The organism is Alcaligenes sp. Lyrl_28, assembly GCF_051948705.1.
Classification (GTDB): Bacteria; Pseudomonadota; Gammaproteobacteria; order Burkholderiales; family Burkholderiaceae_B; genus Alcaligenes; species Alcaligenes ammonioxydans.
This window is the reverse complement of sequence record NZ_JAYJLG010000002.1, coordinates 424,289-437,012: the sequence shown is the minus strand read 5'-3', so window position 1 is coordinate 437,012 and position 12,724 is coordinate 424,289. Positions and strand designations below refer to the sequence as shown.

The following is a 12,724-nucleotide window of genomic DNA, read 5'->3' as shown; positions in this document are numbered from 1 at the left end:
TCATCCAGCACCCAGTCGTTGCATCAGGTTCTGGTGCAGGTTAAATGGCGCCCCACGGCTGCGAATACGGTTATACGTCCCGTCCGGGCTGGCCTTCCAGGACAATTGATTGTCGCGCAAGGCGTAGGTAAAGGCTTCGGCAATCACCCGCTTTTTCAGGCTGCGATCCAGTACGGGCACACCCAGTTCGACCCGGCGAAAGAAGTTGCGGTCCATCCAGTCGGCCGAAGAAATAAAGACTTCTTCCTGCCCACCATTGTAGAAATAGAAAACCCGTGAGTGCTCCAAAAAGCGTCCGATAATCGAACGCACCTGGATGTTCTCCGACAAGCCCTTTACGCCGGCACGCAGCGCGCAAGCGCCACGCACAATCAGATCCACCTTGACCCCTGCCTGGCTGGCGTCATAGAGCGCCTGAATGATCTTGGGCTCCAGCAAGGAATTCATCTTGGCCATGATACGGGCTTTCTTGCCTGCCAACGCGCGCTCGGTTTCGGCCTGAATCCGGTCCATCATGCTGTCGTGCAGGGTAAAGGGCGACTGCAGCAAGCGCTTTAAGGGACGCCAGGCGCCCAGACCGGTCAGCATGGAAAACACCTTGTCCATGTCCTCGCAAACTTCCTGATTGGCGGTCAGCAAACCGAAGTCCGTATACAGGCGAGCGGTACGTGGATGATAGTTTCCCGTCCCCAAATGGCCATAGCGACGGATGGCTCCTGCTTCACGACGCAGGACCAGCGCCATTTTGGCATGGGTTTTGTGCCCCACCACCCCGTAACTGACATGCGCGCCCACCTCTTCCAGCTTGGCCGCCCAATTGATATTGGTCTGCTCATCAAAGCGGGCCATGAGCTCGACCACCACCGTCACCTCCTTGCCTGCACGCGCAGCCGACAGGAGAATGTTCATCAGTTCCGAGTCTTCACCGGTACGATAAATGGTCTGCTTGATACCCACCACAGCCGGGTCCGCTGCGGCAGCCCGCAAAAAGCTCAAGACAGGCTGAAATGACTGGTAGGGATGGTGCAGCAACTGATCCTTGCGGGAAATCGCCTCGAAAAACTGGGCCGGAGACTCAAACGTTGAATCAAAAGGCGCAGGAATCGGAGCGCGGTAATCCGGAAACAGAAGATCAGGGCGATCCGGCACATTGCACAGCTGCATCAAACGGGTCAGGTTGACCGGGCCGCTGACTCGGTAGGTATCAGGGACATCCAGCGAAAACTCGCTTTGCAAAAAGCGCTCCAGGCGCTCGGGCATGGAGCGGTCAATTTCCAGGCGTACCGCTGCACCAAAGTTGCGTTGCGACAGCTCGCCTTGCAGGGCGGCGCGCAAATTGGTGACCTCTTCTTCGTCCACAAACAGATCACTGTTGCGCGTAACCCGCCACTGATAACAGCCCTTTACATCCATACCGGGAAACAGCTCCCCCACAAATACACTGATCAGGGAGGTCAAGAGCATATAGCCCTGAGGAATCCCCGCTATATCGTCGGGGACCCGGATTACCCGCGGCAGGGCACGGGGGGCCTGCACAATGGCAATGGTGCCGCTGCGGGCAAAAGCATCCTCGCCACTGAGCTCCACAATGTAGTTCAGGCTTTTGTTATAGACACGGGGAAAGGGATGGGCCGGGTCCAGGCCAATCGGCGTGAGCAAAGGCATGACATCACGCAAAAAAGTCTGATAAGCCCACTCGCGCTGGGCCGGTGTCCATAGCGCGGTCAGTAGTAAGCCAATGCCCTCCTCCATAAGTGCTGGCAATACATCGTCCATCAACAAATCGTTTTGCTTCTCAACCAGTTGATGGGCGGCCGCCTGCACCTTGTCAAACGCCTGTTGAGGCAAAAACCCGTCATCCCCCACTTGATGAGGATTCTGCAAAATCTGCTCTTTCAGGCTGGAGATGCGAATTTCGAAAAACTCGTCAAGGTTCGAACTGACAATACAGATATAGCGCAAGCGCTCCAGCAAAGGCGTAGTTGGGTTTTCGGCCATGGCCAGCACTCGCTCATTGAACTTGAGCAAGGACAACTCACGGTTTAGCAAGGTTGAATCTGGGGAAGGCAGCATGGTGAGGTCGTTAAAAAGCCAAAAAAGAGGGGAGTGTCAGACTTTTACTACATGAATGTTACAGCTCTATGACCCAGATGCCATCCGGGTGCCACTCACGCCTGCCTAGCAAAAGAGACGACCGGCTATCGCCTTCCCCACAGGTTTAAGCTAACTTTTCTTAATTTTCCTGTTTATGTAACAAAAGCCATGATTAATGTCCTTATAATCGCACAGTAATCATCCCGAGCGATGCCTCATGGAACAACTTCTTGCCGCTGTGGACCTGGGCTCCAACAGCTTTCGTTTATCCATTGGACGTGTGGTTCAGCACAACGGTCATGCCCAGATCTACACCATTGACCGCCTTAACGAATCTGTCCGACTCGCCGCCGGCATGGGCCCCGACAAGTACATCAGCCCCGATGCCATTGAACGTGCGGTAGTCATCCTGAAACGCTTTAACGAACGCCTGGCCGGCTTTCACCCCAATCGTGTTCGTGCCGTTGCCACCAACACCTTTCGGGTTGCACGCAATTTGAGCGAAGTACTGCCCGCTGCCGAAGCAGCCTTTGGCTTTCCCATCGAGGTCATCTCCGGCCACGAAGAGGCCCGACTGATTTTCTCGGGGATCAGCAACGAGCTGCCCCCTTCCCCCAATCGCCGCCTGATGATTGATATTGGTGGCGGTTCGACAGAAGTCATTATTGGCAAAGGTCTCAAGCCCTTGCTGCTGTCGTCGCTTTATATGGGCTGTGTCAGCTACACCGACAAATTCTTTGCGGACGGCCTCATTACCGAAGAACGCATGAACCATGCCATTCTGGCGGCACGCCGGGAACTGGAAGGGATCACGCGTCAGTACCGCAAAACTGGCTGGCAGGAAGCTTACGGCTCCTCGGGCACCGCCAAGGGACTGATCGCCATCCTGCAGGAAAATGGCATGTCCAAAAAGGGCATCACCCTGGAAGGCATGGAATTGCTGCGCAAACGCCTGATCCAGGATGGCAAGGTGGACATGCGCAACCTGAGCGGCATCAAGCCGCACCGCGCGCCGGTACTGGCAGCAGGTCTGGCCATCATGATGGCCGCCTTTCAGGAGCTTAAGATCCGCCAGATGCTGCCCGGCGAAGGAGCCTTGCGAGTAGGGGTTCTCTACGACATGCTCGGGCGCGAATCAGAGCACGATCAACGCGACCAGACTGTTCAGCAGATGATGAAGCGTTATCAGGTAGATACGCGCCAGTCTCACCGGGTTCACGATGCCGCCCTGCAGTTTTTCGACCAGTTGAAACTGCCCGATACGCCCGAAGTTCAGGAGCTGCAACGCCAGTTGGGCTGGGCCGCCGATCTGCATGAAGTGGGTCTGAGCATCGCGCATGCCGATTATCACAAGCACACCGCTTACGTACTGGAACATGCCGATATGCCCGGCTTTTCCAACGATGACCAGGCCTTGCTCAGTTTCCTGAGCTTGGGTCACCAAGGCAAGCTGGGCAAGCTGAAGCGTTTTGAAAGCACCAATGCCTGGTGGCTGACTTTACTGAGCCTGCGCCTGGCGGTCATGCTCATGCGTCGCCGGGAGGACAGAGAGACGTTGCCGCTCAGACTGGAAGCCCGTGGCAAAACTGTCCTGATTCATGTCGATCACGACTGGATGGCCAATCACCCTTTGACGCAGGCCTCCTTGCAGGCTGAAGTCCAAGCCTGGCAAAGTGACATCAATGACCTGAGCCTGGAGTTAGTCTAAGCACCTTGCCGCCCGGCCCCTGCCCAGACACGGCCAGACAGTCGCCACGGTGGATCGGGATTGCTGCCCGGAACAAAGTCAAAAGTCTGTGGGCTCCCGTCGGCCCGCCCACTCAAAAAAACCCCCGAAAGTCGGATCGTCATCCAACTTTCGGGGGTTTTTTCAAATCCAGGCAAGCAACCCCGGCCCGGCTCAAACAGCTTGGAGCCGACCCGGCCTAGACCAGACCAAAATGACGTTTGTAGCGCTCGTCCATGGCCTCCAGATCCAGCAGGACGGGAAAGTCCGCCGTATTGAAATCGGGGTCCCAGGCCGGTTCACCACAAATGGTGGCACCCAGCTTCAAATATCCTTTGATCAGCGGGGGGATGCGCGCCGGCAAATCGCTGTTCAAACGCTCGACCGGGTAGCGGTTCAAGGGTTGCACACGAGGGAGCTGCGGATTGTCCTGCATGGACTTTTGGGCCACACGCCAGACTTCGGCTGCCGTAACACCATCATCGCGCAGGCTGACGCTGGCGCAGCCCAGCAAATAGCGATAGCCCCCCACCCGTGTCAATGCCGCAATACCACCCCACAACATCATGATGGCCGACCCGTTGCGATAGTCGGGGTGGATGCAGGAGCGCCCCACCTCAACCAGGCTGGGACGCAGCCCATCCAGGGCACTGATATCAAATTCGGACTCTGAGTAATAGCCGCCCGCTTTATAGGCATTTTCAGGGGTGAGCAAGCGATAAGTACCGACAACCCGATTTTCTTCGGGCTCGGTAACCATGAAATGCTCGCACCAGGGATCAAAGCGATCTATATCCAGACCATTGTGCTGGTCTGGAAAGACTGCGTTCATTTCCTGAGTGAAAACCTGAAAACGCAAGCGCTGAAGGCATTCGAGCTCGGCCTGGGTGCGCGCCAGACGCAAGGCCAAGCCTCCTACAGTATGACCCGCCCAAGTATTTCCCCAATCCACTTCAGTACGTTCGCGCTCAAGATTTAGCATCGTGATGACTCCAAACACTTTCGTGCATCATGCACAAACAATGTTTCAGGTATTTGATAGCCACATTACTATTTCATTAAATCTACTGCAAGCAAGGTATCAATGCCTGCTTGAGCCAGCTCGGTTTGTTCTGCTTCCACCATCAGACGCAGCTTGGGTTCGGTGCCCGAGGCGCGTATCAGCACACGACCGCGATCGCCCAGCATTTCTTCGACTTCTCGGGTAGCTTGTTGCAAACCAGCATGGTTCTTCCAGTCCTGACCGGGCTGTAAAGGAACGTTAACCATGATCTGCGGATACATCTTCAGGCCTTGGGTCAATTCAGGCAGGCTCTTGCCGCTGTGACACAGAGCGGTCAGGACCTGCAGGGCGGCAATGATGCCATCGCCCGTTGTGTGCCATTCCAGACACAACAAATGACCCGAGCTTTCGCCACCGAAAACCCACCCTTTCTGCTGCATCAGTTCCAGCACATAGCGGTCGCCCACTTTGGCACGGGCAAATTCCACGCCCAGTTCCTGCATCTTCTTCTCGAAACCCAGGTTGGTCATCAGCGTACCCACGACCCCTTTAACGGGCTGAGTCTGCAGATGATCCGCAACAATTAGATACAACAGTTCGTCACCATTGTAGATGCGCCCTTGCGAGTCGACCATCTGCAGACGGTCGGCATCGCCATCCAGTGCGATACCCAGATCAGCGCCATGCTTGCGCACCTCTTCGGCCAGCTTCTCGGGATAGGTAGCGCCCACTTCCTGGTTGATGTTAAAGCCATCGGGCTGCACGCCCACGGCAATTACCTCTGCACCCAGCTCGCGAAACACATGCGGAGCAATGTTGTAAGCCGCACCGTGCGCCGCATCCACCACAATCCGCAGCCCATCCAGGTTCAGGTCATTGGGAAAAGCGCTCTTGCAAAATTCGATATAGCGGCCGGCCGAGTCGGCCAGACGGCGGGCACGCCCCAAGGACTCGGACTTGACCCAATGCATGGGCTGGTCAATGGCCTGCTCAATCTTCAACTCGACCTCGTCCGGCAACTTGGTGCCTTGAGCGGAGAAAAATTTGATGCCATTGTCGTAGTACGGATTGTGCGAGGCGGAGATTACGATACCGGCTGCCAGACGCAGCGTACGTGTCAGATACGCCACCGCAGGCGTAGGCACAGGCCCTGCCAGCAAGACGTCGATACCAGCAGCCGACAAGCCCGCTTCCAGCGCCGATTCCAGCATATAGCCGGAAATCCGCGTGTCCTTGCCAATTACAACAGTGGGGCGACCGCTACCCTCGTACTGGGCGGCCAGCACCTGTCCAGCTGCGTAACCCAAACGCAAGGCGAACTCCGGGTTAATGGTTGGACCACCTACTTCACCGCGGACACCATCGGTGCCGAAATATTTACGATCGCTCATTCAGAGACTCCACATTCAACCGCATTCCACACATCCAACGCTTCGCGCGTGGCGGCTACATCATGGACACGGACAATTTTTGCGCCCCGCGCCACGCAGGCAAGGGCTGCCGATAGACTGCCAATCAAACGCTCACTGGCGGGTTTTCCCGTGACATGGCCAATCATGGATTTACGCGACAAACCGATCAACCAGGGGTAACCAGGTACTGCCGCCTGCTGCAAACCACGTAACAACTGATAGTTGTGGGCTGCTGTTTTACCAAAGCCGAAGCCGGGATCCAGCATGATACGCTTGGATTCAATGCCTGCGCTTACTAAGGCGTCGCATCGTTGTTGCAAAAAATGACGTACATCAACGACAACATCATCATAGTGAATCTGCTCTTGCATGGTTCTCGGTTCACCCTGCATATGCATGACGCATAAGCCGCAACCCGAGTCCCGGACAGCCTCGATGGCGCCGGGCATGCGCAAGGCGTAGATGTCATTGATCATATCGGCACCGGCAGCCAGGCTGGCACGCATGACCTCTGGCTTGAAGGTGTCCACCGACAAAGCCACACCACTCTCGCGCAGGCCCTCGATCAGAGGAATCACACGTTCAAGTTCTTGTTCCAGGGAAACGGGCTCGGCACCAGGGCGAGTGGACTCGCCACCGATATCCAGAATGTCTGCGCCTTCGGCGATTAATTGACGGGCGTGGTCCAGCGCCCGAGGCAAGTCATTGTGAGTATTGCCATCATAAAAGGAGTCTGGGGTGACATTCACAATCCCCATAACCAAAGGGCGCTCCAGCCCAAACTGGAAGCGCCCACAAGACCACTCAGGGTAATTCATGAAATAGGCGTGGCCTAGGTAAGTAAGTTAAGCAACGGGCGTTGACGCCGCGGCACCTTTGTCATCCGCTGGGCTGGGACCCGCTGCGGGAGGCGTGGCGCCATCGGAAGGCGTGTTGTCATTGCTGTTGGGCACGTGTGGCGCCCGTGGCGGCAAACCTTTCATGATGTCGTCGATCTGATCGGCATCAATGGTTTCCCATTCCAGCAAAGCCTTGGCCATGGCATGCATCTTGTCGCTATTGTCCTCGATCAGCTTGCGCGCAACAGCGTACTGCTCATCGATGATCTTGCGGATTTCGGAATCCACTTTCTGCATGGTGGCTTCGGATACGTGCGTGGTCTTGGTCACGCTACGACCCAGAAACACTTCACCTTCGTTTTCGGCGTAGACAACCGGGCCCAGGGAGTCGGTCATCCCGTAGCGCGTCACAATGTCGCGAGCAATCTGCGTAGCCCGCTCAAAGTCGTTCGACGCGCCAGTGGTCATTTGATTCATGAACACTTCTTCAGCAATACGTCCCCCAAACAGCACGGCAATCATGTTCAACAGGCGCTCTTTGTCCATGCTGTAACGATCACCTTCCGGCAATTGCATGGTGACGCCCAGGGCACGACCACGAGGGATGATCGTGACCTTGTGAACCGGATCTGTCTTGGGCAGCATGCAAGCCACCAGCGCGTGACCCGCTTCGTGGTAGGCCGTATTGCGACGCTCTTCCTCGGGCATGATCATGGTGCGACGTTCTGCACCCATGATGATCTTGTCCTTGGCGCGCTCGAAGTCCTGCATATCCACGGTGCGACCGTTACGGCGCGCTGCAAACAGGGCGGCTTCGTTGACCAGGTTGGCCAGATCGGCGCCGGAGAAACCGGGCGTACCGCGAGCCAGCACCACAGCGTCCACGTTGGGTGCCAAAGGCACTTTACGCATGTGAACTTTCAGAATCTGCTCGCGACCACGGATGTCAGGCAGACCGACAACGACCTGGCGGTCGAAACGGCCTGGACGCAGCAAAGCGGGGTCCAGCACGTCAGGACGGTTGGTAGCGGCAATCACCAGCACACCCTGGCCCGTTTCAAAACCGTCCATCTCAACCAGCAACTGGTTCAGTGTCTGTTCGCGTTCGTCGTTGCCACCGCCTAGGCCAGCACCACGCTGACGGCCGACAGCATCAATTTCGTCGATAAAGATAATGCAAGGCGATTGCTTCTTGGCGGTTTCGAACATGTCGCGAACGCGAGAAGCACCCACACCGACAAACATTTCCACGAAGTCCGAACCGGAAATGCTGAAAAACGGCACTTTGGCCTCACCCGCAATGGCACGGGCCAACAGGGTTTTACCGGTACCGGGCGAGCCGACCATCAGGATGCCGCGAGGAATGCGACCACCCAGACGCTGAAAGCGGCTTGGATCGCGCAGAAAGTCCACCAGCTCCTGTACGTCTTCCTTGGCTTCGTCGCAACCGGCTACGTCAGCAAAGGTCACGGGGTTGGAATTCTCGTCCAGCAAACGGGCACGCGATTTACCAAAGCTAAACGCCCCGCCCTTGCCACCACCTTGCATCTGGCGCATGAAGAACACCCATACACCAATCAACAGGAGCATGGGGAACCAGGAGATGAACAGGCTGGTCAGGAAGGAAGGCTCTTCGCGGGCCTTGCCCGATACCTGCACACCGGATTTCACCAGTTCAGGGACCATCCACAGGTCACCGGGGGACGTCAGCGTGTAGCTGCGACCGGAATCCGGCGTGACATGCAGGGTATCACCCTGAATATCCACCTTGCTGATGCGGCCGGAACGGGCATCATTCATGAATTGCGTGTAAGTGACGCCATCAGTGGCTGGCGGCCGGCCGTCAAACTGCTTGAAAACAGTAAACAGCACCAGCGCAATAACCATCCAGATCGCGACTTTGGAAAACGAATTGTTCAAAGCCAATCTCCTGCGATTGCGATAACTTGTCCGATATGCTTACACATAGCTGAACAAGCGCCATACATAGTTCATTCTACCCGATTCAAGGACCGGCAAGTCATAAATTACCTGCGCTTTACACCACGGGCAACGAGAAAGGTTTCGGCGGATTTATCGCGCGAAGCCTTGGGTTTACGCTCGACGACTCTGACAAAATTCTGTTTGAAAGATTCCACGATCTGGGAAAACCCGCTGCCATGGAAGGCTTTGACAATCAAGACACCCTCATCGGTCAGATGCTGCAAGGCAAATTCCTGCGCCAGCTCGCATAAATGCTGGATGCGGGCGGAATCGGCCGATGCCACACCAGACAAGTTGGGGGCCATATCCGAAATCACAAGATCTACTGCAGCGCCTTTTAAAGAATCCTGCAACTGCGCCAGCACCGAGTCCTCGCGAAAATCGCCTTGCATGAATTCCACCCCGGCAATGGGTTCCATTTCCAATATATCCAGTGCGATAATGCGACCATTGAGCACACCGCCGGGGCCGACCATGCGTTCACGTATCAGTTGCGACCAACTGCCCGGCGTCGACCCCAGGTCCACCACGACCTTGCCCTGAACCTGAATCTTCTCCAGATCCAATATTTCACTGAGCTTGAAGGCCGCACGCGCACGATACCCCTTTTGTTGCGCCAATTTGACGTAGGGGTCATTTATATGCTGCTGAACCCACTCTTTAGAGAATTTTTTCTTGGCCATTCCCGTACAATCTCTTTATGCCAAAACTCAACCTTACACCTCATGAGCGCAGCGACCTTCGTGCTGCTGCTCACGCTTTGCGCCCAGTTGTCCTGATTGGAGACAATGGCCTGACTGACGCTGTGCTCAAAGAAATCACCGTCCACCTGCAAGCCCACCAACTCATCAAGATTCGCGTGGCCGGTGATGACCGTCAGGCTCGTCTGACCATGTTAGAACAAATCTGCGATGCGCTCGATGCTGCCCCTATTCACCATCTGGGCAAAATCCTGACGATCTACAGACCCAATATTGAACGCCCCCCTGTTTTGGGAGCGCCCATCGAAAAACCTACTCGCGCGGTGCGTAAGCCCTCGGAGCCTTACACGCCCAAGAAACTGGCCGCATCCGGCGTCCAACGCACACGCAGCACCGAACGGGCTCGCCGTGCGGAAATGAAGGCTGAACGCAGCAGCACCCAGGAGAAAAAAGCCTCGGCCGCCCCGCGCAGCGTTCAAAAGTTCACCGCAGTCAAACCGGCTGCTGCGCCACGTCGTAGCACCAGTCGTCCGGGCAGTGCCATGTCCTTGCGAGCTGGCGCCCGTCGTGGACTGGGCGGTTCGGGCAAACGCTAAGCGCCCGTAAATTATAAGGCCCCGGCACAATGTACAGGGGCCTTTCTTTTGCGTGCAGTCAGCAGCAGCGGGATAAACCCGCCGCTCAACGCCCGATCAAATGTATTTGATCGACAGGATTTCGTACTCACGAATGCCGGCTGGCGCCTTGACCTCAACCACATCGCCCTCGCTCTTGCCGATCAGGGCGCGCGCGACAGGGCTGGAGATGGAGATTTTGTTGGCGCGGATATCCGCTTCAACATCACCCACAATCTGGTAAGTCACTGTATTGCCTGACTCCAGGTCCTCGATTTCAACCGTGGCGCCAAACACGATGCGACCATCGGCTTCCAGGGCGGCAGGCTCGATAATCTGGGCGTTGGACAAGGTGCCTTCCAGTTCGGCGATCCGCCCCTCGATAAAGCCCTGGCGCTCACGCGCGGCATCATACTCGGCGTTCTCGGACAAATCGCCTTGTGCTCGCGCCTCAGCGATGGCGTTAATCACATCCGGACGTTCCACCGTCTTGAGGCGGTGTAATTCGACTTGCAAACGTTGTGCGCCCTGCGCAGTCAATGGGATCGCAGACATAGTATTCCTGCTCAACAAGTAAAAGACGCTCCGTAGCAGGAGCGCCTGGAAGATAGGGGGATAACGATGATGGGGCAAACAATCAAACAGGCCGGATCGGCTGACCTGAAAGCCCTGCCGACCGTGCAGCGTACATCAAACACACTGCCCAGGCCTTAAGCTGCCGACTGCCCCAATAAGGCTTTTCCACCACGGAGAACTTCCGCGGCAGAAAAAAACCCCGCGAAGAACCGGGGTGTGAGATCTATTGTCGGCAAACTGCCTGAAAATAGCAAGCCCCTCTAACCCCTGTGTAAAAAAACAGAGGTCTGAGAAGCGGGAAGGCTGACCATTTCTCCGGCCAGGGGGTTTGCCGGGCCGCTGAGGGCCACAGCAAAAGGGATTGGCTCTACGGGCGACTAGCCCTTGTTTCGGCCAGAACCTCGCAACAAGGCGTGGAGCAAAATGGCGCCAAAGGTGGCACAGCCGATCCCATCGAGTCGAATCACACCAAACTGCAAGGAGAAGTTACCGGCCCCCAGGATGAGCGTGACCGCGGCGACCAGCAGGTTGCGGTTATCGCTGAAGTCCACCTGGTTCACCACCCAGATACGGGCACCGGCAATCGCAATCAGACCAAACACGACGATGGACATGCCCCCCAGCACCGGACCGGGAATGGATTGAATGACAGCACCGAATTTGGGCGAGAAGCCCAGAAAAATCGCAATCACCGCGGCAAAGGCAAATACCAGCGTCGAGTAAATGCGCGTGGCCGCCATGACACCAATATTTTCAGCGTACGTGGTGACTCCGGTTCCCCCTACCGAGCCGGACAGCATAGTGGCCACCCCATCTCCCACAAAAGCTCGCCCCAGATAACCGTCCAGATCCTGGCCCGTCATGGCACTCACGGCTTTGATGTGACCCAGGTTCTCGGCCACCAGAATAATGGCCACCGGCACAATCACGGTCATGGCGTGCGCCTGAAATACGGGCGTGGAGAAGGTGGGCAGGCCCAACCAGGCCGCCTGGGCAACCGGCGCGAAATTGATCGGGGTGCCGTAGCCCATCACGTTGGTAAACAGCCAATACAGCACGCAGGCCAGAAGCAGACCCACCAGAATCAACAGGCGCTGAGCCACACCCCGCGTATAGACGGCAATCCCGCCCACACACAGCACCGTCATCAAAGCCATCAGGGAATCAAAAGTACCGGCACCCATGGCGCCCTTGGCAGCAATGGGTGCGAGATTCAGGCCAATCACGGCCACAATGGAGCCGGTAACCACTGGCGGCATCCACTGGTTGATCAGACGTGCCGCGCCACCGTGAGTGCGCGCATTAAATACCCAGACCAGCGCACCGATCAGCGTATAGACCAGACCGCAGATGATAATGGCCCCGAGAGCCACACCAATATTGGGATTGGGACCGCTACCGGCATAACCGGTCACCGCAATCACCCCACCAATAAACGCAAAACTGGACCCAAGGTAACTGGGGACGCGGCCACCTACAAACACGAAAAAGATCAGGGTGCCAATACCCGACATCAAAATAGCCAAGTTGGGGTCAAAGCCCATCAACAAGGGGGCCAGAATGGTGGAACCGAACATGGCCACCACGTGCTGGGCGCCCATCGCAATGTTTTGCGGCGTTGCCAGACACTCGTCAGGTTGCACAACCGCACCCGGTTCGCTGCCGGACACACGGCGCCAACGCGGAAAGTAAGACTGAGACATAGAGGGTTCCAGAAAAGGAATAAAGAAATACCGCTGAATTCGGCCTATGCTCGCACCAGCGCTTCCAGAAGCA

Annotated in this window: 10 protein-coding genes; 2 read left to right on the top strand and 8 right to left on the bottom strand. The window is 56.5% G+C overall.

What is annotated here, in order from left to right:
- Entirely contained in the window at positions 1-2,073 is a 2,073-nt protein-coding gene (ppk1, locus tag VF694_RS06600; protein WP_003803351.1) for a polyphosphate kinase 1, read from the bottom strand.
- Between the two features lie 238 nt (positions 2,074-2,311).
- Here ppk1 and VF694_RS06595 point away from each other — a divergent pair, with 238 nt between their 5' ends.
- Entirely contained in the window at positions 2,312-3,802 is a 1,491-nt protein-coding gene (locus tag VF694_RS06595) for a Ppx/GppA phosphatase family protein (RefSeq protein WP_059318721.1), read from the top strand.
- Between the two features lie 217 nt (positions 3,803-4,019).
- Here VF694_RS06595 and VF694_RS06590 read toward each other — a convergent pair whose 3' ends face one another.
- The 5 genes from VF694_RS06590 to VF694_RS06570 all read right to left on the bottom strand — a co-directional run bounded on the left by VF694_RS06590 (position 4,020) and on the right by VF694_RS06570 (position 9,740).
- Positions 4,020-4,802 (bottom strand): GNAT family N-acetyltransferase, encoded by a 783-nt coding sequence (locus tag VF694_RS06590; protein ID WP_003803355.1) that lies wholly within the window; start codon positions 4,800-4,802, stop codon positions 4,020-4,022.
- 68 nt (positions 4,803-4,870) lie between these two features.
- Positions 4,871-6,214, bottom strand: coding sequence for a phosphoglucosamine mutase (glmM, locus tag VF694_RS06585; protein WP_003803357.1), 1,344 nt, complete (start codon positions 6,212-6,214; stop codon positions 4,871-4,873).
- Positions 6,211-7,053, bottom strand: coding sequence for a dihydropteroate synthase (folP, locus tag VF694_RS06580; RefSeq protein ID WP_039943726.1), 843 nt, complete (start codon positions 7,051-7,053; stop codon positions 6,211-6,213). The genes glmM and folP overlap by 4 nt, the downstream gene beginning before the upstream one ends.
- 27 nt (positions 7,054-7,080) lie before the next feature.
- The gene (gene ftsH, locus VF694_RS06575; RefSeq protein ID WP_003803362.1) at positions 7,081-8,994 is read right to left on the bottom strand and encodes an ATP-dependent zinc metalloprotease FtsH; all 1,914 of its coding nucleotides are present in this window, start codon (positions 8,992-8,994) and stop codon (positions 7,081-7,083) included.
- 107 nt (positions 8,995-9,101) lie between these two features.
- Positions 9,102-9,740, bottom strand: a complete 639-nt coding sequence (locus tag VF694_RS06570) for an RlmE family RNA methyltransferase (RefSeq protein WP_003803365.1) — start codon at positions 9,738-9,740, stop codon at positions 9,102-9,104.
- Between the two features lie 17 nt (positions 9,741-9,757).
- Here VF694_RS06570 and VF694_RS06565 point away from each other — a divergent pair, with 17 nt between their 5' ends.
- Positions 9,758-10,354 (top strand): YhbY family RNA-binding protein, encoded by a 597-nt coding sequence (locus tag VF694_RS06565; protein ID WP_003803369.1) that lies wholly within the window; start codon positions 9,758-9,760, stop codon positions 10,352-10,354.
- 96 nt (positions 10,355-10,450) lie between these two features.
- Here the strand turns inward: VF694_RS06565 and greA are convergent, their stop codons facing one another.
- Positions 10,451-10,927: a transcription elongation factor GreA gene (gene greA / locus VF694_RS06560; RefSeq protein ID WP_003803370.1), complete on the bottom strand. Its 477-nt coding sequence runs from the start codon at positions 10,925-10,927 to the stop codon at positions 10,451-10,453.
- A 398-nt stretch (positions 10,928-11,325) separates the two neighbouring features.
- Positions 11,326-12,651 (bottom strand): solute carrier family 23 protein, encoded by a 1,326-nt coding sequence (locus VF694_RS06555; RefSeq protein WP_003803372.1) that lies wholly within the window; start codon positions 12,649-12,651, stop codon positions 11,326-11,328.
- Positions 12,652-12,724 lie beyond the last annotated feature (73 nt).

Bases quoted from the DNA above. Each gene is read 5' to 3' on its own strand.
- ppk1 (WP_003803351.1), bottom strand. From the start codon at position 2,073: ATGCTGCCTTCCCCAGATTCAACCTTGCTAAACCGTGAGTTGTCCTTG.
- VF694_RS06595 (WP_059318721.1), top strand. From the start codon at position 2,312: ATGGAACAACTTCTTGCCGCTGTGGACCTGGGCTCCAACAGCTTTCGT.
- VF694_RS06590 (WP_003803355.1), bottom strand. From the start codon at position 4,802: ATGCTAAATCTTGAGCGCGAACGTACTGAAGTGGATTGGGGAAATACT.
- glmM (WP_003803357.1), bottom strand. From the start codon at position 6,214: ATGAGCGATCGTAAATATTTCGGCACCGATGGTGTCCGCGGTGAAGTA.
- folP (WP_039943726.1), bottom strand. From the start codon at position 7,053: ATGAATTACCCTGAGTGGTCTTGTGGGCGCTTCCAGTTTGGGCTGGAG.
- VF694_RS06570 (WP_003803365.1), bottom strand. From the start codon at position 9,740: ATGGCCAAGAAAAAATTCTCTAAAGAGTGGGTTCAGCAGCATATAAAT.
- VF694_RS06565 (WP_003803369.1), top strand. From the start codon at position 9,758: ATGCCAAAACTCAACCTTACACCTCATGAGCGCAGCGACCTTCGTGCT.
- greA (WP_003803370.1), bottom strand. From the start codon at position 10,927: ATGTCTGCGATCCCATTGACTGCGCAGGGCGCACAACGTTTGCAAGTC.
- VF694_RS06555 (WP_003803372.1), bottom strand. From the start codon at position 12,651: ATGTCTCAGTCTTACTTTCCGCGTTGGCGCCGTGTGTCCGGCAGCGAA.